This window comes from Variovorax atrisoli 110B, from assembly GCF_000382045.1.
Classification (GTDB): Bacteria; Pseudomonadota; Gammaproteobacteria; order Burkholderiales; family Burkholderiaceae_C; genus Variovorax; species Variovorax atrisoli.
This window is the reverse complement of sequence record NZ_KB907457.1, coordinates 262,855-284,028: the sequence shown is the minus strand read 5'-3', so window position 1 is coordinate 284,028 and position 21,174 is coordinate 262,855. Positions and strand designations below refer to the sequence as shown.

Annotated in this window: 20 protein-coding genes; 6 read left to right on the top strand and 14 right to left on the bottom strand. The window is 70.4% G+C overall.

Going from position 1 to position 21,174, the window contains the following annotated elements; genetic code table 11:
* Position 1: 1 nt before the first annotated feature.
* The 5 genes from G369_RS0122725 to G369_RS39535 all read right to left on the bottom strand — a co-directional run bounded on the left by G369_RS0122725 (position 2) and on the right by G369_RS39535 (position 5,922).
* Positions 2-1,390, bottom strand: a complete 1,389-nt coding sequence (locus tag G369_RS0122725; RefSeq protein ID WP_019656343.1) for a DUF1254 domain-containing protein — start codon at positions 1,388-1,390, stop codon at positions 2-4.
* A gap of 35 nt (positions 1,391-1,425) precedes the next feature.
* Positions 1,426-2,409 (bottom strand): Bug family tripartite tricarboxylate transporter substrate binding protein, encoded by a 984-nt coding sequence (locus tag G369_RS0122720; protein WP_026346554.1) that lies wholly within the window; start codon positions 2,407-2,409, stop codon positions 1,426-1,428.
* A 22-nt stretch (positions 2,410-2,431) separates the two neighbouring features.
* Positions 2,432-4,543 (bottom strand): acetate--CoA ligase family protein, encoded by a 2,112-nt coding sequence (locus G369_RS0122715; RefSeq protein WP_019656341.1) that lies wholly within the window; start codon positions 4,541-4,543, stop codon positions 2,432-2,434.
* A gap of 23 nt (positions 4,544-4,566) precedes the next feature.
* Positions 4,567-5,631 carry a porin gene (locus G369_RS0122710; protein ID WP_020723221.1) on the bottom strand — a complete coding sequence of 355 codons (1,065 nt, stop codon included), beginning with the start codon at positions 5,629-5,631 and terminating at the stop codon, positions 4,567-4,569.
* A gap of 135 nt (positions 5,632-5,766) precedes the next feature.
* Positions 5,767-5,922, bottom strand: coding sequence for a hypothetical protein (locus G369_RS39535; protein ID WP_019656339.1), 156 nt, complete (start codon positions 5,920-5,922; stop codon positions 5,767-5,769).
* Between G369_RS39535 and G369_RS0122700 the strand changes: the two genes are divergently transcribed.
* Positions 5,921-6,532 carry a Crp/Fnr family transcriptional regulator gene (locus G369_RS0122700; protein WP_020723220.1) on the top strand — a complete coding sequence of 204 codons (612 nt, stop codon included), beginning with the start codon at positions 5,921-5,923 and terminating at the stop codon, positions 6,530-6,532. The genes G369_RS39535 and G369_RS0122700 overlap by 2 nt on opposite strands.
* A 20-nt stretch (positions 6,533-6,552) precedes the next feature.
* Here G369_RS0122700 and G369_RS0122695 read toward each other — a convergent pair whose 3' ends face one another.
* The 7 genes from G369_RS0122695 to G369_RS0122665 all read right to left on the bottom strand — a co-directional run bounded on the left by G369_RS0122695 (position 6,553) and on the right by G369_RS0122665 (position 13,111).
* Entirely contained in the window at positions 6,553-7,146 is a 594-nt protein-coding gene (locus G369_RS0122695) for a YdeI/OmpD-associated family protein (RefSeq protein WP_019656337.1), read from the bottom strand.
* On the bottom strand, positions 7,143-8,099 hold the full coding sequence (locus tag G369_RS0122690) for a phosphatidate cytidylyltransferase (protein WP_019656336.1): 957 nt from the start codon (positions 8,097-8,099) through the stop codon (positions 7,143-7,145). Before G369_RS0122690 ends, G369_RS0122695 begins: the two co-directional genes overlap by 4 nt.
* Positions 8,096-8,821, bottom strand: a complete 726-nt coding sequence (locus tag G369_RS36190) for a lysophospholipid acyltransferase family protein (protein WP_019656335.1) — start codon at positions 8,819-8,821, stop codon at positions 8,096-8,098. Before G369_RS36190 ends, G369_RS0122690 begins: the two co-directional genes overlap by 4 nt.
* 124 nt (positions 8,822-8,945) lie before the next feature.
* On the bottom strand, positions 8,946-9,392 hold the full coding sequence (locus tag G369_RS0122680) for a hypothetical protein (RefSeq protein WP_019656334.1): 447 nt from the start codon (positions 9,390-9,392) through the stop codon (positions 8,946-8,948).
* Entirely contained in the window at positions 9,382-10,725 is a 1,344-nt protein-coding gene (locus tag G369_RS0122675) for a phosphatase PAP2/dual specificity phosphatase family protein (RefSeq protein ID WP_019656333.1), read from the bottom strand. Before G369_RS0122675 ends, G369_RS0122680 begins: the two co-directional genes overlap by 11 nt.
* Positions 10,722-12,488 (bottom strand): bifunctional alpha/beta hydrolase/class I SAM-dependent methyltransferase, encoded by a 1,767-nt coding sequence (locus tag G369_RS0122670; RefSeq protein ID WP_019656332.1) that lies wholly within the window; start codon positions 12,486-12,488, stop codon positions 10,722-10,724. The genes G369_RS0122675 and G369_RS0122670 overlap by 4 nt, the downstream gene beginning before the upstream one ends.
* Positions 12,485-13,111 (bottom strand): CDP-alcohol phosphatidyltransferase family protein, encoded by a 627-nt coding sequence (locus tag G369_RS0122665; RefSeq protein WP_019656331.1) that lies wholly within the window; start codon positions 13,109-13,111, stop codon positions 12,485-12,487. Before G369_RS0122665 ends, G369_RS0122670 begins: the two co-directional genes overlap by 4 nt.
* A 169-nt stretch (positions 13,112-13,280) precedes the next feature.
* Here G369_RS0122665 and ruvB point away from each other — a divergent pair, with 169 nt between their 5' ends.
* Both ruvB and dmeF read left to right on the top strand, forming a co-directional pair.
* On the top strand, positions 13,281-14,345 hold the full coding sequence (gene ruvB / locus G369_RS0122660; RefSeq protein WP_019656330.1) for a Holliday junction branch migration DNA helicase RuvB: 1,065 nt from the start codon (positions 13,281-13,283) through the stop codon (positions 14,343-14,345).
* A gap of 5 nt (positions 14,346-14,350) precedes the next feature.
* Positions 14,351-15,325, top strand: coding sequence for a CDF family Co(II)/Ni(II) efflux transporter DmeF (gene dmeF / locus G369_RS0122655; protein ID WP_019656329.1), 975 nt, complete (start codon positions 14,351-14,353; stop codon positions 15,323-15,325).
* A gap of 250 nt (positions 15,326-15,575) precedes the next feature.
* Here the strand turns inward: dmeF and G369_RS0122650 are convergent, their stop codons facing one another.
* Positions 15,576-17,324, bottom strand: coding sequence for a lysoplasmalogenase family protein (locus G369_RS0122650; protein ID WP_019656328.1), 1,749 nt, complete (start codon positions 17,322-17,324; stop codon positions 15,576-15,578).
* A 94-nt stretch (positions 17,325-17,418) separates the two neighbouring features.
* On the opposite strand from G369_RS0122650, the gene G369_RS0122645 reads away from it, so the two are divergent.
* Positions 17,419-18,288, top strand: coding sequence for a UDP-2,3-diacylglucosamine diphosphatase (locus tag G369_RS0122645; protein WP_019656327.1), 870 nt, complete (start codon positions 17,419-17,421; stop codon positions 18,286-18,288).
* A gap of 31 nt (positions 18,289-18,319) precedes the next feature.
* On the opposite strand, the gene G369_RS0122640 is transcribed toward G369_RS0122645, so the two are convergent.
* Entirely contained in the window at positions 18,320-18,565 is a 246-nt protein-coding gene (locus tag G369_RS0122640; protein WP_019656326.1) for a hypothetical protein, read from the bottom strand.
* Between the two features lie 250 nt (positions 18,566-18,815).
* Between G369_RS0122640 and G369_RS0122635 the strand changes: the two genes are divergently transcribed.
* The gene (locus G369_RS0122635) at positions 18,816-20,012 is read left to right on the top strand and encodes an acyl-CoA dehydrogenase family protein (protein ID WP_019656325.1); all 1,197 of its coding nucleotides are present in this window, start codon (positions 18,816-18,818) and stop codon (positions 20,010-20,012) included.
* Positions 20,013-20,022: 10 nt separating this feature from the next.
* Positions 20,023-21,165, top strand: a complete 1,143-nt coding sequence (locus G369_RS0122630; RefSeq protein WP_019656324.1) for an acyl-CoA dehydrogenase family protein — start codon at positions 20,023-20,025, stop codon at positions 21,163-21,165.
* Positions 21,166-21,174 lie beyond the last annotated feature (9 nt).

The window sequence follows — 21,174 nt, the reverse complement described above, 5'->3', positions numbered from 1 at the left end:
CTCAGGCCTCCCGTGCCCGCAGGGCGGGAATGCGCCAGCTCTGCACGCCCTCGCGCGGGTAGTACATGCGAAGGATCAGATAGAAGCGGCCGGCCGGCGCGGGCAGCCAGTTGGACGCGTCGGCCGGGCGCACATGGCCGAACTCGATCTCCAGGCTGCCGTCGGCTGCGCGCTTCAGGCCGGGCGTGCGGTCGCCGATGGCGTGGCGCCTGATCTCGTTGGGATAGAGGAAGCGGTCGGCGTCGTAGAGCGTTACCGACCAGAAGGCGTCCGCGGGCGGCATGTCGTCGGCCTCGAAGCGCATCGTGTAGCTGCGCTGGCCGTCCAGCGGCTCCTGCCTCTCGTCGTAGTGCGCGGCGGCGTACACCGCCTCGCTGGTGGCCAGCGCACCCAGGCCCAGGTAGGCGGTGCGGGCGCGGCCGAGAAACTCGTTGCCGTAGCGGCCGGTGGAAGGCGTCATCGACCAGGGCTTGGGCCGCCGGTTGCGGCCCACGGCGCCGACCAGCTGCACGCCTTCGGCGAAGCCCTCGATCAGGCCTTCGCGCGTGGGCTCGTCCAGCGTGTCCCATGAGAACGCGGCGTCCGGCCGCAGCCCGGCCTGGCCGAACCACGCGACCAGCGCGCGGTCTTCCACGCGGCCCGGCGCCTCGGCGAGCTCCCGGCACATGTTGGTGAAGAAGCGCGGCGCCACCTGCGCGGCCGGCTCGCTGTTCTCGAAGGCCGCGGCCATCGCGTCTACCGCAGGGCCGTCCCAGTGCTCGACTGCGGATGGCCGACCCTGCAGCACGGTGCCGGGCGCGGGCGCCAGCCTGATCTCGGACTGCAGCGTGCGTGCGGCGGGCCAGTCGCTCTCGTCGCCCACGAGGATGCGGCCGATCAGCCAGACGAGATCGGTCGGGCAACGCACCACGCGGTGGCCCGCGAGCGATTCCGGCACAGTGCCGCGCGGCCCGACGAGCACCACCGTCTCGCCCTCCGGGTTGCAGTTGCGCGGCCCCAGGTTCTCGAAGTTCTCGGTGTAGGCGTCGTACAGCGGCAGCACGAAGTAGCGGCCCGGATGGCGCGACGATGCGGGCACCGTCAGCAGCATCGGCCCATGGGCCAGGTGCACCCACGCGATGGTGTAGAGCAGGTCGTTGGCCGGCGTCACCACGTCGCGGTCTTCATGGGTGGAGGGGCGCGGCGCGTGATGCAGCGTGTTCAGCGGCGCACGCACGTCCGAGCCGTGCGAGGCGCCGGCGCGGCGCTCGGCCCGGGGCGCGGTCTGCATGGCGCAGGTGCGGTAGGTCTCGGTGAGCGGGTAGCCGTAGACGAAGGCGGCCAGGCCGATGGAGCGGGCCAGCGCCTTGCGCGCGAGGACAACGGCGAGATTGGGATCGGGAGCGTTCATGTCGGATGTCTCTTTGCTGCAGTTCATGGATCGGTTCAATCGAGCTTCACGCCCGTGGCCTGCGTCAGGCGCAGCGTCACGGGGAGGAATGCCTTGTAGGTAGCGGTGGCCTCGGTCGGCAGGTTGCCCACCGGTTCGGCGCCCAGCTCCTCGATGCGGCGGCTGACCTCGGGCTGGCGGATCACCGCGCTGACTTCGCGTCCCAGCCGTTCGACGATCGCATCGGGCGTCTTCGCGGGCGCCATCAGCGAGGTCGGGCCGGTGAGCGCATAGACCTCGTCGGCGTAGCCCTGCTCGGCGAAGGTCGGCACGTCGGGCAGCGCCTTGGCGCGGCGCGGTCCGGCAACGGCCAGTGCGCGCAGCTTGCCGGCCGCGATGTACGGCTGCAGCGTGGTGACCGAGCCCACGGTCATGTTGATGACGCCGCTGATCAGGTCCACTGCCATCGGGCTCTCGCCCTTGTAGGGCACGTGCAGCGTCTGCAGGCCGTAGGTCTTGTCCATGTAGACCTGGATCTGGTGCGGCTGCGTGCCCGGGCCCCACGAGCCCATCGTGTACTTGCCGGGCGCGGCCTTCACCGCGGCGATCAGGCTCTTGAAGTCCTTCGCCGGCACCGAGGGGTGCACGGCCAGCACGGTGCGCGTGGTGGCGATGTCCGAGACCATGCGCAGGTCGGTGCGCGGGTCGTAGGGCAGCTTGCTGTAGAGCACCATGTTCGCGGTGACGGGGCCCGGCACCGTCAGCAGCAGCGTGTAGCCGTCGGGCGCGCTCTTGGCGACGTAGTCGGTGCCGATGATCCCGCCCGCGCCGCTACGGTTCTCGACCACCACCGGCTGGCCCAGCCGCTTCGACAGCCCCTCTGCCACGATGCGCGCGAGGATGTCGGTGGAGCCGCCCGCCTGGTACTGCACCACGATGCGCAGCGGCTTCGACGGAAAGGGCGCCTCGGCCTGCGCACCGCCGGCCGCGAGCGCGATGGCTGCGCCGAGCATGGCAAGTTGTCTCTTCGATGTCGTCATGCGGTGTGTCTCCCGTTGTTGTTCATGCGGCGCGCCCGACCACCAGCGCATCGACCGCCACGCAGCCGCCATCGGCCCGCGGCCGCGCGATCAGCGGGTTGATCTCGGCGCTGTCGAGCGAGTCGCCGGCGCGCAGCGCGAAGCCGGCCAGCGCGCACAGCGCATCGGCGATCGAATCGAGATCCACCGGAGCACGGCCGCGCGCGCCGTCGAGGATCGCGAAGGCGCGCAGCTCGCGCACCATGGCCAGCGCGTCGCCGCGCGTGATCGGCAGCGCGCGCAGCGACACGTCGCGCAGCGTCTCGACGTGGATGCCGCCCAGGCCGAACATCAGCACCGGGCCGAACACCGGGTCGCGGTGCACGCCCGCGATGCATTCGACGCCGCCTGCCAGCATGCGCGCCACCAGTGCGCCGTCGAGCCGTGCGTCGGGCCGTGCGGTGAGTGCCCGATCGCGCGTGCGCTCGAAGGCCGCCTTTGCCTGCGCCGCGCCGCGCAGCCCGAGCGCCACCCCGCCGACGTCCGACTTGTGCGGGATGTCCGCGCTCACGATCTTCACCACCACCGCGTCGCCGATGGCCTCGGCGGCGGCTGCCGCCTCGTCGGCGCTGCGCACCACGCGGTGCTCGACGACAGGCACGCCGGCTTCGGCGAGCAGCGCCAGCGCGTCGGGCTCGGACATGGTGCCGGGGGACAGCTGCAGCGGATTCGAGGCGAGAGCCGGGACCGTCGAAAGCGGCGCACCGGTCTTCAATCCGGCCAGCGCGGCGATGGTGCGGATGCCGTCCGACGGATCGGCGAACACCAGGCAGCGCATCGCTTCCAGCTCGGCGCGGCGCTCCGGCGCCAGCAGCGTGCTGATGGCGATCAGCGTGTCGGGATAGGCCGCGCGCAGCGAGCCCACCAGTTCGCGCAGCACGGGCCAGAACGCATCCGACGCGCCGGCAGCCGCAAGGAAGCCCATCCACGACGCGAAGCCGCGGTCGTCGAGCATCACGCGCGCGCTGCGCTCCAGCAGGCTCATGTCGTTCGTGACCTGGCCGGTGATGTCGACCGGATTGCGCGGCGCCGCGAAAGGCACCCAGCTGCGCAGCGTGTCCTGCGCGGCATCGCTCAGCGGCTGCACGTCCAGGCCCTGCGCCGAGGCCTCGTCGGCCATCAGCGCGCCCACGCCGCCCGAGAGCGTGAACAGGCCGATCGTGCGGTCGCGCGGGCGGCCGGCCACGGCCGCGCTGTGGGCCAGGTCGAAGAACTCGGTGAGGTTGCGCGCGCGCAGCACGCCGTACTGCCGGAACACCGCGTCGTACACCGCGTCGTCGCCGGCCAGTGCCGCGGTGTGCGAGGCCGCGGCCTGCGCGCCCAGCGCAGTGCTGCCGACCTTGACCATCACCACCGGCTTGCCGTTCGCCTGCGCGAGGGCCAGCGCGGCGCGCAGCCGCGGACCGTCGCGGCAGCCTTCCATGTAGCCCATGATCACGTCGGTGGCCGGGTCCTGCGCGAGCCAGGCCAGGCAGTCGGCGAACTGCACGTCGGCCTCGTTGCCGGTGGTGGCCCACAGCGACAGGCCCACGCCGCGCGCCCGCGCCATCGAGTAGGCGTACGCGCCGAACGCGCCCGACTGGCTCACCAGCCCGATGCGCCCCGCGCTCACGCGGCCCACGCCGGGCGCCGGCGAGAAGGTCGCGTAGACATTGCGCGCGATGTTCATGAAGCCCAGGCAGTTCGGGCCGACGAGCCGCACGCCGGCCGCGCGCGCCTTGTCGCCGAGCCGGGCCTGCGCGGCCATGCCATCGGCGCCGGTCTCGGCGAAGCCAGAAGAGAACAGCACCACGCCCTTCACCTTCGCGGCGATGGCATCGTCGAGCGCGCCGTCGACCAGCGCGGCCGGCACGGCGAGGATGGCCAGGTCCACCGCTCGGCCGATGGCGCTCAGGGTGGGCCAGGCCTGCAGGTCCTGGATGCGGTCGGCCTTGGGGTTGACCGGATAGAGCGCGCCGTCGAAGCCGAAGCGGCGCTGGTAGTCGACCGGTATGCCGCCGATCTTCTGCGGGCTGGAAGAGGCGCCGACCACCGCGATGGAGCGCGGCGCGAACAGGGCCGAGAGCGATTCGGCCTGGGAGCTGAAGAAATCCATGGGTCGATGCGGGAAGAGCGGGTTCAGAAGTTGTGGCGGATGCCGGCGGCGAGCACGCGCACGCCGTTGCCGCTGTCGGGCGCGACGGTGATGGTCGCGAGCGAGGCCGAGGCGCCGTTGCGGTTGAGCAGGCGCAGCCAGCGCGCGTAGAGCACGGTGCGCTTGCTCAGGTAGTAGTCGTAGCCCAGCGTCCAGGCCAGCTGCGAGCGGCTGGAGTCGTCCACCTTGCGCTGCATGGCCTCGAACATCAGGTTCGAGGCGGGCGTCACGTTGTAGGTGACGCCCAGGCTCGCGAGCTTCGCCGTGGGTACGCGCGGCAGGTTCGAGCTGTTGCGCACGTAGTTGGCGTAGAACTGCAGCCCGATGTCCGGCAGCTCGTAGGCGCCGCTCAGCGCCTGGTAGGTGGTGGCGGCCGGCTGGGCCACGGGCGCGGCGGCCGAGCCGGAGCGCGCGCGCTGGAACGCATAGGCGATGTAGTAGGGCTTGCGCGACCAGCCGAGGCTGCCGCCGTAGAAGTTGCCGCTCTGGTGGCTGGGCGCGCTCGATTCCCCGGGTGCGTAGGCGATGTCGGCGAAGAAGTCGCTGCTGGCCGGCGTGCGGTAGCGGACCATGTTGCTCGCGCGGGCCGCGAAGGGCGTGAGGCCCGGCTGCGCGTCGGTGGCGGCCACCAGGTTGATCGGCGAGAACACCGAGTTCACGCCGTACGGGTCGGCCTTGAACAGCGTGTAGAACATCGGCGTGTACATGCGGCCCGCGTCGATCTGCCCCCACGGCCCCGACAGGCCGACGAAGGACTGCCGGCTGAATGACATGGCCGGCCCGGGCAGCGTGCCGTTGCCGGTGTCGGGCGCGAAGCCGCTTTCGAGCGTGAAGTGCGCGCTGAGCCCGCCGCCGAGGTCTTCGGTGCCGCGAAAGCCCAGGCGCGAGGCGGTCTGGCCGCCGTCTTCGAGCCGTTTCGACGAGGTGATGCCCGACTTGGCGAAGGCCATGTAGAGGTCGACCGTGCCGTAGATGGTCACGCTGCTCTGCGCCGGCGTGAGCGAGGAATAGGCCGCCAGCGCGAGGCCGGCGGCTGCTGTCTTCTTCATGTGCTGCTTGTCTCCGGTAGGGCTTGCCGCATGCGGGTGCATGGCGGTGCCGCTTGTGTGCTTGTGGATGTCCGGTGCTTACGATAGAAATGACGCCCTCCCGAATCTGTCAACGCTTTGACAGATTCATGAACATCACGGCAGGGAGAACCCGCTGACCCGATCGCCTCGCTCGACCCCCAGGAACGCCGAAGAGAGCGCCGCGCTCATCGAGCGCGCGCTGCGCTGGAACGAGCTGTTCTCGCGCTGGCCCGACGCGCGCCGCGCCGAGCTCATGAAGTCCGCGCGCATGGAGCGCTACAGCCGCCGCACGCAGGTGCTCGCGCACGACCGCCATCGGCGCGAGCTGCTGGTGGTGGTGTCGGGCTGCCTCGAGATCAGCAGCATGAGCACCCACGGGCGCAAGTACGTCAATGCGCTGCTGGGACCGGGCCAGGTGGCGCCGCTGGTGCGCCTGCTCGAGGACGTGCCGCTGCCCTACGACTACCACGCGCACGAGGACTCGGTGATCATCCACCTGCCCAGCGATGCCGTGATCGCGGTGCTCGACGCCGAACCGGTGCTGTGGCGCGACGTGGCCAAGCTCGGCCTGCAGCGCCAGCGGCTGAGCATCGTGCTGCTGCAGAACCAGATGCTCAACTCGATCCACGGGCGCGTGGCCGCGACGCTGATGAGCCTGATCCACTTCTACAACGGGCAGGGACCTGGAACGGGAGAGAGCGACGGCGGCCCGCTGGTGCGCCTGTCGCAGAACGACCTGGCGGCCATGCTCGGCCTCTCGCGCCAGACCATCAACAAGGAACTGGGGCGCCTGGTGGAAGAGGGCGCCATCGACATGCGCTACAAGCGCATCCGCATCGTCGATGCCGAACGGCTGGCGCGCATCGCGGCCGGCACCTGAGCGGAAAACTCAGCAGGGGCTCAGGGGTAGATCTTCTCGCCCCTGGCCAGCATCTCCACGAACTGTGCGATGCGGCGTGCGCGGGTCTCGGGCTTCTTGGCGCCCTGCGTGCGGAACAGGATCGCGAAGCGGTTGCGCGAGTCGAGCGTGGCGAAGAACTTCGCGGCCTTCCTGTCGGCATCGAGCGCGGCCTGCAGGTCGGGCGGCACGGTGGCCTTGGCGACACCCTCGTAGGCCGCGTCCCAGCGGCCGTCGGCCTTCGCGCGTTCGATCTCGGCATGGCCGGCCGGCTGCATGCGGCCTTCGTCGATGAGCTTCGTCACCTTGTCGCGGTTGACCTGCGACCAGATGCTGCGCCGGGTGCGCGGCGTGAAGCGCTGCATGAAGTAGTGCTCGTCCTGGCTCTTGCGCTGGCCGTCGATCCAGCCCCAGCACAGGGCTTCCTCCACCGCGGCGGGATAGTCGACGGAGGCGATGCCGCTGTCTTTCTTTGCGATGCGAAGCCACACGCCGGCGGCGCTGGCATGGTGGCGCTTGAGCCAGCGCGCCCACGAGGCCGCGTTGGTGCACTCCACCGGTGTGTCGTGCACGATGCGCTCTTCCGTCTTGCTCAAGGCACCCACCAGTAGCGCAGCGCGTGGAAGTAGATCGGCGCCGCGAAGATCACCGAATCGAGCCGGTCGAGCATGCCGCCATGGCCCTCGATCATTGAACCCCAGTCCTTCACGCCGCGGTCACGCTTGATGGCCGACATCACCAGCCCGCCGAAGAAGCCCATGAGGCAGATGGTGAGCGACATCAGCGCCGCCTGCCACGGGTTGAAGGGCGTGGCCCAGTAGAGCGCGGCACCCAGCGCGGTGGCGCTCGCGACGCCGCCGACCAGGCCTTCCCAGGTCTTGGAGGGCGAGAGTTCGGGCGCTACCTTGCGCTTGCCGAAGAGCTTGCCCCACACGTACTGCAGCACGTCGCTGCCCTGCACCACGATCACCAGGAAGGCGATCAGCAGCAGGTTGCGGCCCTCGAAGCCCGGGATCTGCAGCGTGAGCAGCGCGGGCACATGGCTGATGCAGAACACGCACACCATCAGGCCCCACTGGATCTTCGAGGTGCGCTCCAGGAAGCGCCGCGTGTCGCCGCTCACCGCCGCCAGAATGGGCAGCAGCAGGAAGGCATACACCGGGATGTAGATGGCGTAGAGCCCGTACCAGTCGATCCAGATCAGGAAGTACTGTCCCGGCAGCGCGAGGTAGAAGGCCAGTGCGATCGGCGCATGGTCGCCGCGGCGCGTGTAGGCGAGGCTGATGAACTCGCGCAGCGCGTAGAACGAGATCAGGTAGAACAGCACGATCACGCCGCCCTTGCCGAAGGCGAAGGCGATGCCGATCACCGCCACCATCACCCACCACGCGTTGACGCGCGAGTTGAGGTTGTCGATCACCGAGTGCGGCTGGCCGTGCGCCACCTTCCACTTGAGCAGCGCGCCGATGGCCGACGCCAGCACCAGCACGCCGGCCACGCCGCCGAAGAGCTTGAGCGTGGTCCACGCGAAGGGAGAGAGCTCGATCATGCTGCGGCCCCTCCGTTGCCGTTCTGGCTGCCGGCCGTGCCGTTCTCCTCGATGCGGTCGTACTCGGGCCGCAGGTCCAGCATCGCCGTGCGGGCCCTGGCGATGAAGCTGTTCTTGTCCTCGCCCTCGGCCAGCGAGATCGGCGCGCCGAAGCGCACCGTGCAGGCCAGCGGGATCGGCACCAGCGTGCCCTTGGGCAGCACGCGCTTGAGGTTCTCGATCCATACGGGCACCAGCCGCACGTTGGGGCAGGCGCGCGCCAGGTGGAAGAGGCCGCTCTTGAGCGGCAGCAGGATCTCGTCGCCGGTGTTGCGCGTGCCCTCCGGGAACATTATGAGCGAGTCGCCGGCGTCCAGCGCCTGCTTCATCTGCTCGACCGGGTTCTCGCCCTGGCCCGAGCCGTCACGGCGGATCATCAGCGCGTTGAACACATCGATGCCGATGAACTGCCGCAGCTTCGAGGCCATCCAGTAGTCCTGTCCGGCCACCGGCCGCGTGAGCGCGCGCAGGTCGGGCGGCAGCGTGGCCCACAGCAGCACGAAGTCGCCGTGGCTCGTGTGGTTGGCGAAGTACAGCGTCTGCTCGGCCTTGGGCGTGGAGCCCGACCAGATGGCACGCACGCCGGTCAGCAGCCCGGCCGCGCCGATGATGAGCTTGCCCGCTACGATGGCGAGGCCGCGCCGCAGCACGGTGCTTTCGGGCTTGTCCGTGCTGTCGCTCAAAGCGTCGCCTCCGGGGTGAACGGCTGGTTTGGTGCGCACCGCGGAACCGGCTTTGCCGGGCCGCCGGTGCGGCCCCCGGCGAGGGGGGAGGAGGCCACACGCGGTGGGCAAGCCTGGGGGAGAGTCATGACAAGTCCTGTGTCATCAAGGCCAGTAGGAACATGGCGCTCTGGCAGGCCACCACGATGGCGTGGCGCTGCATGAGCTGGCGGGTGCCCTGCACGCGGTCGTCGAGCGGGCGGGGCGCATGCTGCGAAGCCGGCGGCTCGCGCAGCCCGAGGGAGGCGAGCGCGCGGTCGAGCGCGTCGAGCGAGGCGACGGTGTTGCGAGCGAGGCCGTCGAACAGCGCCTCGTCGAAGCGCAGCCGGAACGCGAAGTAGCGCTCCAGCGCGCCGAGGATGACGACCGCGCCGAAGCCCATGGTGGCGGTTGTGGAGAGCGAGCGCAGCGTCAGCGCGAGCACCAGTGCCGAGATGCAGGTGAGCGCGAAGCCCCAGAGGGCCAGCAGCGCCACGGCGCGCAGCAGCGCCGCGAGCGCGGCGCAGGTGGTTCTGTCGTTGTCATCGGTCATGGGGCGGCACCTCCTGCAAGGGCTCGAACGGCTCCAGGGAGACCCGCCACGCATCCCGCAGCACGATCTGCGGTCGTGCCCGGCGCACCGCGTCCTCGGCCTGGGCGACGCCGCCGGCCGCCCCGTAGCGGCCCAGCCAGGCGATCACCGCCGCCGCGCTGCGCGAGAAGCCGAGCGCGCAGCAGACCCACACTGTGGCACCGTCCGCGCTCCTGCGCTGGCCTTCGATGACGACGGCCGCGCGCTGCAGGCGCACGGTGGGCGGCACCGTCAGGTCGAGCACCGGCACGCAGCGCGCGTGCGGCACGCCGGCGGGCATCTGCAGCTCGGCGCACAGGCTCACCAGCCGGGGCCGGCCGGCGGCCAGCCACTCGGCATGCGTCGGCCGCCGGCCCAGCCGCAGGCCCGGCACCACCTCGACCGAGGCTGGCAGGCTGCGCGTCCAGAGCCAGGCATTGACGGCGGCGCCGAGCCGGTAGGGCGCCAGCATCCAGCGCGCCGCCCAGCCCATGCGGCCGCGGCCATCCATCTGGAAGCCGCGCGCGCCGAAGCCCGCGTAGTTCAGCGCCACCAGAGCCAGCGAGGCAGCCGGCCACGCGAGCCACAGCGCGATCCCGCCGCCGTAGAGTGCCGCCGCCAGGAACAGTGCCGCACCCACCGCGTAGAAGCCGGCCAGCCTCCAGCGCTGCGGGTCGCGCGTGGTGCGCCATGCGCGCGGCATCGACACCACGCGCTCCAGCGGCCACAGCCACACGCAGAACAGGCCCAGCAGTGCGCCGGTCGGGATGTCGATGAAATGGTGCTGCCAGGTCGTGAGCACCGAGGCGCAGATGGCGAAGGCCCACAGGTGCAGCACCAGCCGCGCCCACAGCGGCCGGATGAACTGCCGGTACCAGTCCCACAGGATCACCGCCAGCGCGATGTGCAGCGAGGGCGCCTGGTTGAAGGGCTGGTCGAAGCCCCGCAGCGCGTTGAACAGGAAGGCCGGCGCGCCGTCGACCGGCGGCTGCCCGAAGCTGAAGTGCAGCGGCCACAGCACGAAGCAGGTGCAGGCGACGAGCGTCGCCGTCAGCAGCCGCAGCGCATGCCGGTCGAGCGCGTGCCTGCTGCGCGCGAGGAAGAGCGACAGCGCGTAGAAGGCGTTGATCGTCCAGTACGGGAAGATGGTCCACGGCCAGAACGGCACGTGCCGCTCCCACTCGAAGGCCATCGACGGCACGTTGGCGCGCGTGGTGGCCCACCAGTTCGCGAAGCCGTAGGTCGCGTAGAACAGCGGCCCCAGCAGCACCAGCCAGGCGGCGGCGCGCTTCCAGGGCCGAGGGGTGCTCGTCATTGCGTGACGCGCACCGCCAGCGACACCGTGAAGATGCCCCACTCGTCCACCCGCTGGTCGATCTTGCGGAAGCCGGCTTCCTCCACCAACTGGTCCATCTCGTACTGGGTGCGGCGGCGCATCACCCAGGCCTCGCCCTGGCGGTGGCTGGTGAGGGCGCGCGCGATCATCTCGAGCTGCGGGTGCCAGGGCTGGCCGGTGTAGACCAGGTAGCCGCGGTCTTCCACCGCGTCGCCCACGCCCGCGAGCGAGCGGCGCACCATCTCGTTGTCGGGGAAGAGCTCGTACAGGCCCGACACCACGGCCAGCGTGGGCCGCGGCGTGACGCTGGCCAGGCTCATGCGGTCGAAGGCGTCGGCCTGCACGAACTGGGCGACGTCTTCCAGGCCCTTCTCGGCGATGAGCGCGCGGCCGTCGCGCACGTTGATGTCGCTGTAGTCGCGCAGCAGGATCGAGCTCGCCTTGACGGGGCTCGCCAGCACCGCGTCGAGCACGTAGCGGCCGTGGCCGGCGGCGATGTCCATCACGCGCACCTCGCGGTGCATCTCGGCCAGCCGCTCCATCGCGATGCGCAGCAGCTCCTCGACGTGGATCTTGCGCTGGCGGATGCCGCGCCAGCCGATCGACTCCAGGTAGGTCTTGTCGATGGAGCGGCCGATGAACGAACTGCCCTGCGGATGGTTGCGGTAGACGTAGTCGAGCGTGCTGCCGGAGTCGAAGCCGGTTTCGTGGCCGAGCTTGATGCCTTCCGACATGGTGCCGCCCAGCTTCAGCCCGGCGCGGGTGATGGCCCAGTAGGCGCCGCGCGGCGACAGGGGCGAGAGCGGCTCGGCCAGCGCGCGCGACTCCTCGGCCGTCTCGCCGCTGAGGTGCGCCTCGCGGCGGTCGACCGGCACGGCGGGCTCGTCGAAGCGCTGCAGGATGAATTCGCGGATCTGCGCCACGGCCGGCGCCCGGTCCTTCTCGCCCAGCGTGTCGTGGAAGAAGCCCGGCAGATCGACCTTGGTCTTGACCGCGCTGCCCAGCCGCTCGAAGAACTGGTGCTGCGGCTTGTGGTGCACCACCCAGTCGGCACCCGAGACGAGCAGTTGCACCGGCAGCGTGATCGCGTTGGCGTCGGCCACCACGCGCTCGGCCGCCTCGTACAGGCCCAGCAGGATGTTGACCGCGATCGGCCGGCTGATGAGCGGATCGCTCTCGTAGCTGGCGATGCGCTCGGGGTCGTGCGTGAGGAACTTCGCCTTCACGTAGCTGTTGACGAAGAAGAGCCCGCGCAGCTTGTGCATCAGCGCCAGGCCCGGCCGTGCGAAGGGCACGTAGAGCTTGACCTTGAAGGCCGGCGAGGCGAGCGTGAGGCCGCGCACCTTGGGCGCGTAGTCGTGCGCCCAGGTGGCGATCAGCACCGCGCCCACGCTCTGCGCGACCACGTGGATGTCGTGCTCGGGCACGCCGTGCACGGCGCCGATGTGCTGCACGAAGGTCTGCACGTCGCGCACCGAGGTGCCGAAGCTGGGGCTGTAGCCGCGCTGGCCGGGCGAGCGGCCATGGCCGCGGGCGTCCCAGGCGTAGAAGTCGAAGTCGGGCAGGTCGAGCTCGTCGACCAGGTGCGCCATGCGCGCGCCGTGCTCGTGGCCGCGGTGGAACAGCAGCACGGCGCCGCGCCGCGCGGCACCGGTGGCGGGCCAGCGGCGGTAGAAGAGCGATTCGCCGTCGTGCGTCTGGAAGTGGAGTTCTTCGGCGATGCGAGGAGTCGTGTTTGTCATTGAGTCCCTGTTGAATTCTTGTCGTCTGCCTCCGCCAGTGCCCGGCGGATGCGATTGATGGTGGTCCAGGCCACGAGCGCGGCCAGCAGCGGCATCAGCCAGGCCGTCCAGCCCGGCAGCGGCCCGCCCAGCGCCACGTACAGGCCGAGCGCGCCGAACACGAAGGCCCGGTCGCTCTTGCCCAGCGGGCCGTCGTAGCGGCGCGAGGCGCCGACCGTGGGGCCCAGCGCGCCGGCGAATTCGCTCAGCCCGGCCAGCACGATCACGGTGCCGACCCAGAAGCCGCCGAAGGGCTGCACCAGCGCGAAGGGCAGGTACAGCGCCGCGTCGGAGACCACGTCGGTCAGTTCGTTGAGGAAGGCGCCGAGCCTGCTTTGCTGGTTGTGCTCGCGCGCCAGCATGCCGTCGATGGCGTTGAAGGCCATGCGCAGGAACATCCACAGCGGGATGAGCCCGAAGGCCGCCAGCGAGGGCGCCGCGAAGAAGAGCCAGAGTCCGAGCGCCACCGATACCGCGCATGCCGCCAGCGTCACTTGGTTGGCGGTGACGCCCATCGCATGCAGGCGGACCACCAGCGGCCGCAGCAGTGCCTGGAAACGCGGCTTCAGTTCGTAGATCGACACGTGCTGGCTTCCCCTCGTTCGTTATATGGCCGAAGCATTCTGCCAGTGAAGGACGGGCCCCCACGCTCGGCACTGCGTGTCCTCGCTGCCCCCCGAGGGGGCGCTCGCTTGCTTGGGGCGGCCCGGCGCGGCGCTCGGGACTAAACTCGTCGGCGCACACTTCCAGCAAATGACCATCCAGACAGACGACTTCGCGCCCGCCCCCCAACGCGTGGTGTCCGCGGCCCCCGCATCGCCCAACGAGGAGGCGATCGAACGGGCCCTGCGTCCCAAGCTGCTCGACGAGTACGTCGGCCAGGCCAAGGTGCGCGAGCAGCTCGAGATCTTCATCGGTGCCGCGCGCAAGCGGAAGGAAGCCCTCGACCACGTGCTGCTTTTCGGCCCGCCGGGCCTGGGCAAGACCACGCTGTCGCACATCGTCGCGGCCGAACTGGGCGTCAACCTGCGCCAGACCTCCGGCCCCGTGCTCGAGAAGCCCAAGGACCTGGCGGCGCTGCTGACCAACCTGGAGCCGAACGACGTGCTCTTCATCGACGAGATCCACCGGCTGAGCCCGGTCGTCGAGGAAATCCTGTATCCGGCGCTGGAGGACTACCAGATCGACATCATGATCGGCGAGGGCCCCGCGGCGCGCAGCATCAAGCTCGACCTGCAGCCCTTCACTCTGGTGGGCGCCACCACCCGCGCCGGCATGCTGACCAACCCGCTGCGCGACCGCTTCGGCATCGTCGCGCGGCTGGAGTTCTACACGCCCGAGGAGCTCGCGCTGATCGTGCACCGCAGCGCCGGCCTGCTGAAGGTGGAGGCCGATGCGGCCGGCGGCTTCGAGATCGCCCGCCGCTCGCGCGGCACGCCCCGCATCGCCAACCGCCTGCTGCGCCGCGTGCGCGACTACGCCGAGGTCAAGGGCAACGGCCGCATCACCGAAGACATCGCGCACCGGGCGCTGGCCATGCTCGACGTCGATCCGCAGGGCTTCGATCTGATGGACCGCAAGCTGCTGGAGGCCGTCATCCACCGCTTCGACGGCGGCCCGGTCGGCCTGGACAACGTGGCCGCCAGCATCGGCGAGGAGCGCGACACCATCGAGGACGTGATCGAGCCCTACCTGATCCAGCAGGGCTACCTGCAGCGCACGCCGCGCGGACGCATCGCCACGCTGGCCGCCTACCGCCACCTGGGCGTGGCCCCGCCCTCGGGCCGTGCCGACGGCCCCGATCTCTTTGGAGCCTGATTCCCATGCACACCCATGACCTGAGCGCCTGGCAGCACGACCACCATTTCGGCGCCGACACCTCTTCCGCCGAGCGCAGCACGCGCCTGGTGATGTGGATCACCTTCGCGATGATGGTCGTCGAGATCGGCGCCGGATGGTGGTTCAACTCGATGGCGCTGCTGGCCGACGGCTGGCACATGAGCTCGCACGCGCTGGCCATCGGCCTGAGCGCCTTCGCCTATGCCGCCGCGCGCCGCTATGCGCGCGACCCGCGCTTCGCCTTCGGCACCTGGAAGATCGAGGTGCTGGGCGGCTTCGCGAGCGCGCTGGCGCTGCTGGGCGTGGCGGCGCTGATGGTGGTGGGCTCGCTGGAGCGGCTGTGGTCGCCCTCGGCCATCCATTACCCCGAGGCCATCGCCGTGGCGGTGCTGGGGCTGGTGGTCAACCTGGTCTGTGCGCGGCTGCTGGGTGGGGCGCATCACCATCACGGGCACGACCATGGACATGCACACGACCACCATCACCATGGGCACGGCCATCAAGATCACCACGGCCATGGCCACGACCTGAACCTGCGCTCGGCCTACCTGCACGTCGTGGCCGACGCCGCCACCTCGGTGCTCGCCATCGCGGCGCTGCTGGGCGGCTGGTTCTACGGCTGGGCCTGGCTCGACCCGGCGATGGGCATCGTCGGCGCGGTGCTGGTGGCGGCCTGGGCCAAGGGGCTGCTGAAGGAGACCGGCAAGGTGCTGCTCGACCGCGAGATGGACCACCCCGTCACCGCGGAGATCAAGGAAGGCGTCGAGACCCTGCTGGCCGATTCCGAGACCCGCGTGGCCGACCTGCACGTGTGGCGCGTGGGCCGCGACGCCTACGCCTGCGCGCTCACCGTGGTGACCCACTCGCCGACGCTCACCGCCGACCAGGTGCGGGCCTGCTTCTCGATGCACGAGGAGATCCGCCACTCGACGGTGGAAATCCAGCGCTGCGTGGATTAGGTTCTTCCTCCTTCCCCCGCTGGGGGAAGGCCGGGATGGGGGCACGACGGCGCGACCACTCCAACGCCGCCTGCCCCCACCCCAACCCTCCCCCAGCGGGGGAGGGAGCGAGCCGAAGTCAATCGACCTGGGCACCATGTTCTTTCTCCTTCCCCCTTTGGGGGAAGGTTGGGATGGGGGCACGACGGCGTGTCCATTCCGACGCCGCCTGCCCCCACCCCGGCCCTCCCCCGGAAGGGGACGGAGCAAGTCAAATCGAGGCCCTGCGCCTCGCGTGCCGCACGATCAACACCTGCGCCGCGTAGTACGTCGCCAGCACCCACAGCTGCGCCAGCGGCATCGGCATCACGAACCGGTTGATCGCCAGCAGCGAGTCGCTCAGCATGAAGAAGCAGGCACCCACCGCCACCCATGGGGCCGACGGGTCGGTCCGGCGCAGCACCGCCGCGCGCCCGATGGCCTGCGCCGCCATGCAGGCGATCACCACCACATAGGCGCCGACCGGAATCCGCAGCGCCGCCGGCAGCCCGCCATGCCAGAGGAAGGCGTACATCGCCGCGCCGACCAGCAGCGTGGCCGCCAGCGCCCCGGGGCGCGGGAACAGCCCCACGCCGATGCGGAACAGCGCGATGTAGGCGAGGTGGGCCAGCACGAAGCACACGAGGCCGGGCACGAACATCCCGGCCGGCCCCATCAGCAGCACGTCGCCTGCCAGCGAAGCGACCAGGCCCGCCACCAGCAGGCCGTCGAAGCCGGTGACCGGGCCGGCCGCGAGCGCCCGCCGGGCCGCGAGGACGATCGCGATCGACATTGCCAGCGGCTTGAAGACGTGGTGCAGCCAGCCGATGCCCAGTGCCGCGCTGGCCGTGGCCAGGGCTGCGGCCTCGATCAGCAGCACCTCGGTGACCGTCAGCCGCCCCTGCAGCACGCCGCCGATCGCCCACAGCATGGCCGTCAGCGCGGCCAGCCAGACTCCGGAATGCGACAGCGGCATGAGGTCGGAGAACCACAGGAAGACCACAGCGCACCCGACCAGCAGCAGGAACTGGATGCCCGCGAACCACTGCACGCCCGCGCTCACCGCCGGCTCGTAGCGCGTCACCTTCGCGATGTCGAAGGCCGGCTTCGGAAAGCGCGCCGCCACGTCCGCCGGCCGCCAGCCCGGCGGCTTGAGCCACACGCGCAGCTTGTCGGCCCAGCTGCGCGCGTGCCATGAATCCTTCGCGAGCGCCCAGTAGACCTCGGCGTTGGCCCACAGCGGGTCCCAGCTACGCAGCCCGCCGCGCGTGCCGTAGACGCAGCGCTCGTCCTCCTCGCGGAAGGTGCCGAAGATGCGGTCCCACACGATCAGGACGCCGCCGTAGTTGCGGTCGAGGTACTTGTCGTTCACCGCGTGGTGCACGCGGTGGTTCGAGGGCGAGCAGAACCAGCGGTCGAACCAGCCCAGCCTGCCCACCTGCTCGGTGTGCACCCAGAACTGGTAGAGCAGGTCGACGAGCGCCACCACGCCGAACACCAGCGGCGGCACGCCGGCCACCGCCATCGGCAGGTAGAAGATCCAGCCCAGCAGCGCGCCGCTGGAGGTCTGGCGCAGCGCGGTCGAGAGGTTGTAGTGCTGGCTCTGGTGGTGCACGACGTGCGCCGCCCACAGCACGGCCGACTCGTGGCCCATGCGGTGCAGCCAGTAGTAGCAGAAGTCGTAGAACACGAGCGCCAGCAGCCAGCCGTACCAGGTGGTCCAGAACTGCCGGGCCGCTTCCTGCGGGAAGAGCGAGATCGCCGAGTACACGGCCGTGTAGATGCCGATGCGCAGCAGGCCGGTGAGCACCGCGCTGACCTGGCTGAGCATGCCCAGCCCGACGCTGTTGATGGCGTCGGCGAGGCGGTAGGTGTCCTGCCCGGTGCCGCGGCGAGCGCGGGCACGGCCCACTGCGAACTCGATCCCCATCAGCAGGAAGAAGACGGGTGTCGCAAGAACGATGATCTGGCCAGGTCGCATCGCGCGATTGTGGCGTTGCTGCACTGCCACAAGTCACCGGGATGTCACGGGGTCGCCATCGTACGGTCACCCGGCGGTGGGAGCCTACCGGGCCATGCAACGCGACGACGCTTTCCTTCGCGCATGGCGCGACACCGCGGCCCGGGCACTCGACCCGGAGGACGACGATCGCGGGCGTCCGCCGCTGCACTTCCGCACCCTCTGGATCTCCGACCTGCACCTGGGCACCCCCGGCTGCCAGGCCCGGGCCCTGCTCGATTTCCTCAAGCACACAGAGTGCGAGACGCTGTTCCTGGTCGGCGACATCATCGACGGCTGGCAGCTCAAGCGGCACTGGTACTGGCCGCAGGCGCACAACGACGTGATCCAGAAGCTGCTGCGCAAGGCGCGCAAGGGCACGCGCGTGATCTTCATCCCGGGCAACCACGACGAGTTCGCCCGCAAGTACCTGCACCACAACTTCGGCGGCATCGACGTGGCCGACGAGTGGATCCACGAGACGGCCGACGGCCGCAAGCTCTGGATCATCCACGGCGACCTGTTCGACGGCGTGATCCAGTGCGCCAAGTGGCTGGCCTACGTGGGCGACTCGCTCTACGAGTTCACGCTCAAGCTCAACCGCCACCTCAATTCGCTGCGCGCGCGCATGGGGCTGCCTTACTGGTCGCTTTCCAAGTACCTCAAGGGCAAGGTGAAGCGCGCCGTGAGCTACGTGGGCGACTTCGAAGTGGCCGTGGCGCGCGAGGCCAGCAAGCGCGGCGCGCAGGGCGTGGTCTGCGGCCACATCCACCACGCCGAGATGCGCGACATCGACGGCATCCTCTACTGCAACGACGGCGACTGGGTCGAGAGCCTCACGGCGCTGGCCGAGCATGCCGACGGCACGCTAGAAATCATCGACTGGGCCAGGCACATGCCCGTGCCGTCGAAGGCGACGCCGCAGCGCGAGGCCGTCGCCGCCTGAAGCGCGGAAAAAAGAGGCAGGGCTGCCGCGCTCAGCCTCTGTGGTCGCGCCCGGTCGTGCTCGTCGCCCGGTCGAACTGCTCGCGCCAGGCGTCGTAGTGTTTCAGCATGCTCCTGCCCAGCTCGTCCATCCACAGCCACCAGGCCAGCGCGAGGTTCTCGGGGCCGTCGGAATCGGGTGGGTCGAGGGCAGGCGTGGCGCCGGGCTGTTCCGGCAGCTCGTAGTCGCACAGGCGCTCGACGCTGCTGTGCGGAAAGCCGGGAATGACAGTGCTCACTGCAGTGCTCCTTCGAGGGCGGCTCTTTCTTCTCTGCCGCACGGAACAGCTCCCCGCGAACGATTGAAGCAGCAACCGATGGCCCGCCGTATCGGACTATCCCGCATGCAAACCAGGTTCCACGGAAATCCGTGAGCCTCCGCAGTGCATGCATGGGTCGCGCCGCCACGTTCGTCCGATCCGACGATGCCGGCCGGCCCGGACGGCATCACACTCGGCCAGGGCATTCCCGAAGGAGACGACGAACACCATGGCCTGGGCACTCACGACCGCGGAGGCCGCGTTCCGCGACGAGGTCAGAGACTTCCTCGCGCGCGAGCTGACGCCCGAGCTTCGCGCCGCCGGCCGGCGCAGCTCCGGCATCTTCAGCGACCATGAATACGGCAACCGCTGGCACCGCATCCTCGCCGGGCGCGGCTGGAGCGTGCCGCACTGGCCGGTGGAGCACGGCGGCACCGGCTGGACGCCGATGCAGCACTACATCTTCTCGGCCGAGCTGGCGGCCGCCGACGCCCCGCCGCGCGCCCCGATGGGCCCGGGCATGGTCGCGCCGGTGATCATCGCCTTCGGAACCGAGGCGCAGAAGAAGGCCTGGCTGCCCGGCATCCGCTCGGGCGAGGACTACTGGTGCCAGGGCTACTCCGAGCCGCAGTCGGGCTCCGACCTGGCCTCGCTTCAGTGCAAGGCCGTGCGCGATGGAGACCACTACGTCATCAACGGCACCAAGATCTGGACCACCCACGCCCAGTACGCCAACCGCATGTTCTGCCTGGTGCGCACCGCCTCGGGCGGCAAGCCGCAGCAGGGCATCAGCTTCCTGTGCTTCGACATCCCGCAGCCGGGCATCACCATCCGGCCGATCATCAGCATCTCGGGCGACCACGAGCTCAACCAGGTGTTCTTCGACGACGTGCGCGTGCCGGCCGAAGGGCTCATCGGCGAGGAGAACCAGGGCTGGGCCATCGCCAAGTACCTGCTGCAGCACGAGCGCGGCGGTGCGTGGGCGCCGATGCTGCGCGCACGCCTGCGCCGCCTGCAGCAAGCCGCGGACGCAGCCTTCGCGGCGGCGGGCGACGCGCAGGAGGCCGACGACATGGCCCTGCGCCTGGCCGAAGCCGAATGCGCCATCGACGCGCTCGAGGCCACCGAGCTGCAATCGCTGCGCGCCCAGGCCCGCGGCGAGCCGCACGGCATCCGCCCTTCGATGGGCAAGGTGCTGGGCTCCGAACTGCGCCAGCGGCTGACCGAGCTCGGCGTCGAGATCGCCGCCCACTACGCAGCCGCCGACCTTCCGCTGCACGACCAGCTGCAGGGAGGCGAACTGCCCGTTCCGGAGGACGCCGTGTTCTCGATGTCGGCCTACCTCAACGACCGCGCGGCGTCGATCTACGCGGGGTCCAACGAGGTGCAGCGCAACATCGTCGCGGCCCATTTGCTGGCGAACTGAGGGCTGTGCCATGAACGCCACCACCGAACGCGACGACACCCTGGCGATGCTGCGCGACAGCCTCGCGCGCTACCTCGACGACAACCACGGCTTCGAGCAGCGCCTGTATGCGCTGCGCAAGGCCGACGACGCGCCGCCGCCCTTCTGGCAGGGCCTTGCCGGCGAACTCGGCCTGCTGGGCGCTGCGCTGCCCGAATCGCAGGGCGGCCTCGGCGGCGGCATGCCCGCGCATCTCGCCGTGATGGAAACGCTGGGCGGCGCACTCGCCGCCGAGCCCTACCTGTCGACCATGGTCATCGGCGCCGGGCTGCTGCAGCGCAACCCGGGCGTGCAGGCCGATGCGCTGCTCGCTCGCACGGTCGCGGGCGAGGCCGTGCTCGCATTCGCCCATGGCGAGCCGCAGAGCCGGCACGACCGCGCCGATGTGCGGACCGAAGCCGTGCGCGATGCCGACGGCTCCTTCCGCCTGAACGGACGCAAGGCCGTGGTGCACGCCGCGCCATGGGCCAGCCACCTGCTCGTGAGCGCGCGAGGCGGCGCCGGTCTCTCGCTCTTCGTCGTTCCGAAGAACACGCCCGGCCTGCGCCTGCGTGCCTACCCGACGCGCGACGGCGGCCGTGCGGCGGAGATCGCATTCGACGACCTGCGCCTGCCGGCCGACGCATTGCTGGGCGAGGAGGGCGGCGCGCTGCCGCAGATCGAACGGGCGCTCGACGAGGCCGCGCTCGCCGTGTGCGCCGAATCGGTCGGCGTCATGCGCCGCCTGATGCGCGACACGCTCGACTACGTGCGGCAGCGCAAGCAGTTCGGCGTGCCGATCGCGAGCTTCCAGGTGCTTCAGCACCGGCTGGCCGACATGCACATGGCGCTGGAACAGGCCGCGGCGCTCACGGCCAGCGTCGGCGAAGCCATCGACGGCGCCTCGCCCGGCGAACGCGCACGCGCCGTCTCGTCCGCCAAGGTGGCCGCCGCCAGGGCCTGCAGGGCGGTCGGGCAGGGTGCGGTGCAGCTGCATGGCGGCATGGGCATGACCGAAGAGCTGGCAGTGGGCCACTACGTGCGCCGCGCCACGCTCATCGAGGGCCAGTTCGGACCGCCTTCGTGGCACCTGCGCCGCGTCGCGAAGCTGCGCGCCGTGGCGGCGCTGGCGTAGCGCTTTCGT

Coding starts and splice junctions, on each gene's coding strand:
- dmeF (WP_019656329.1), top strand. CDS start 14,351: ATGCACACCCATGACCTGAGCGCCTGGCAGCACGACCACCATTTCGGC.
- G369_RS0122710 (WP_020723221.1), bottom strand. CDS start 5,631: ATGAAGAAGACAGCAGCCGCCGGCCTCGCGCTGGCGGCCTATTCCTCG.
- G369_RS0122650 (WP_019656328.1), bottom strand. CDS start 17,324: ATGCGACCTGGCCAGATCATCGTTCTTGCGACACCCGTCTTCTTCCTG.
- G369_RS39535 (WP_019656339.1), bottom strand. CDS start 5,922: ATGCGCGCGGACTTCATGAGCTCGGCGCGGCGCGCGTCGGGCCAGCGC.
- G369_RS0122700 (WP_020723220.1), top strand. CDS start 5,921: ATGGAGCGCTACAGCCGCCGCACGCAGGTGCTCGCGCACGACCGCCAT.
- G369_RS0122725 (WP_019656343.1), bottom strand. CDS start 1,390: ATGAACGCTCCCGATCCCAATCTCGCCGTTGTCCTCGCGCGCAAGGCG.
- G369_RS0122690 (WP_019656336.1), bottom strand. CDS start 8,099: ATGATCGAGCTCTCTCCCTTCGCGTGGACCACGCTCAAGCTCTTCGGC.
- G369_RS0122680 (WP_019656334.1), bottom strand. CDS start 9,392: ATGACCGATGACAACGACAGAACCACCTGCGCCGCGCTCGCGGCGCTG.
- G369_RS0122670 (WP_019656332.1), bottom strand. CDS start 12,488: ATGACAAACACGACTCCTCGCATCGCCGAAGAACTCCACTTCCAGACG.
- G369_RS0122630 (WP_019656324.1), top strand. CDS start 20,023: ATGAACGCCACCACCGAACGCGACGACACCCTGGCGATGCTGCGCGAC.
- G369_RS0122720 (WP_026346554.1), bottom strand. CDS start 2,409: ATGACGACATCGAAGAGACAACTTGCCATGCTCGGCGCAGCCATCGCG.
- G369_RS0122675 (WP_019656333.1), bottom strand. CDS start 10,725: ATGACGAGCACCCCTCGGCCCTGGAAGCGCGCCGCCGCCTGGCTGGTG.
- G369_RS0122645 (WP_019656327.1), top strand. CDS start 17,419: ATGCAACGCGACGACGCTTTCCTTCGCGCATGGCGCGACACCGCGGCC.
- G369_RS0122715 (WP_019656341.1), bottom strand. CDS start 4,543: ATGGATTTCTTCAGCTCCCAGGCCGAATCGCTCTCGGCCCTGTTCGCG.
- ruvB (WP_019656330.1), top strand. CDS start 13,281: ATGACCATCCAGACAGACGACTTCGCGCCCGCCCCCCAACGCGTGGTG.
- G369_RS0122635 (WP_019656325.1), top strand. CDS start 18,816: ATGGCCTGGGCACTCACGACCGCGGAGGCCGCGTTCCGCGACGAGGTC.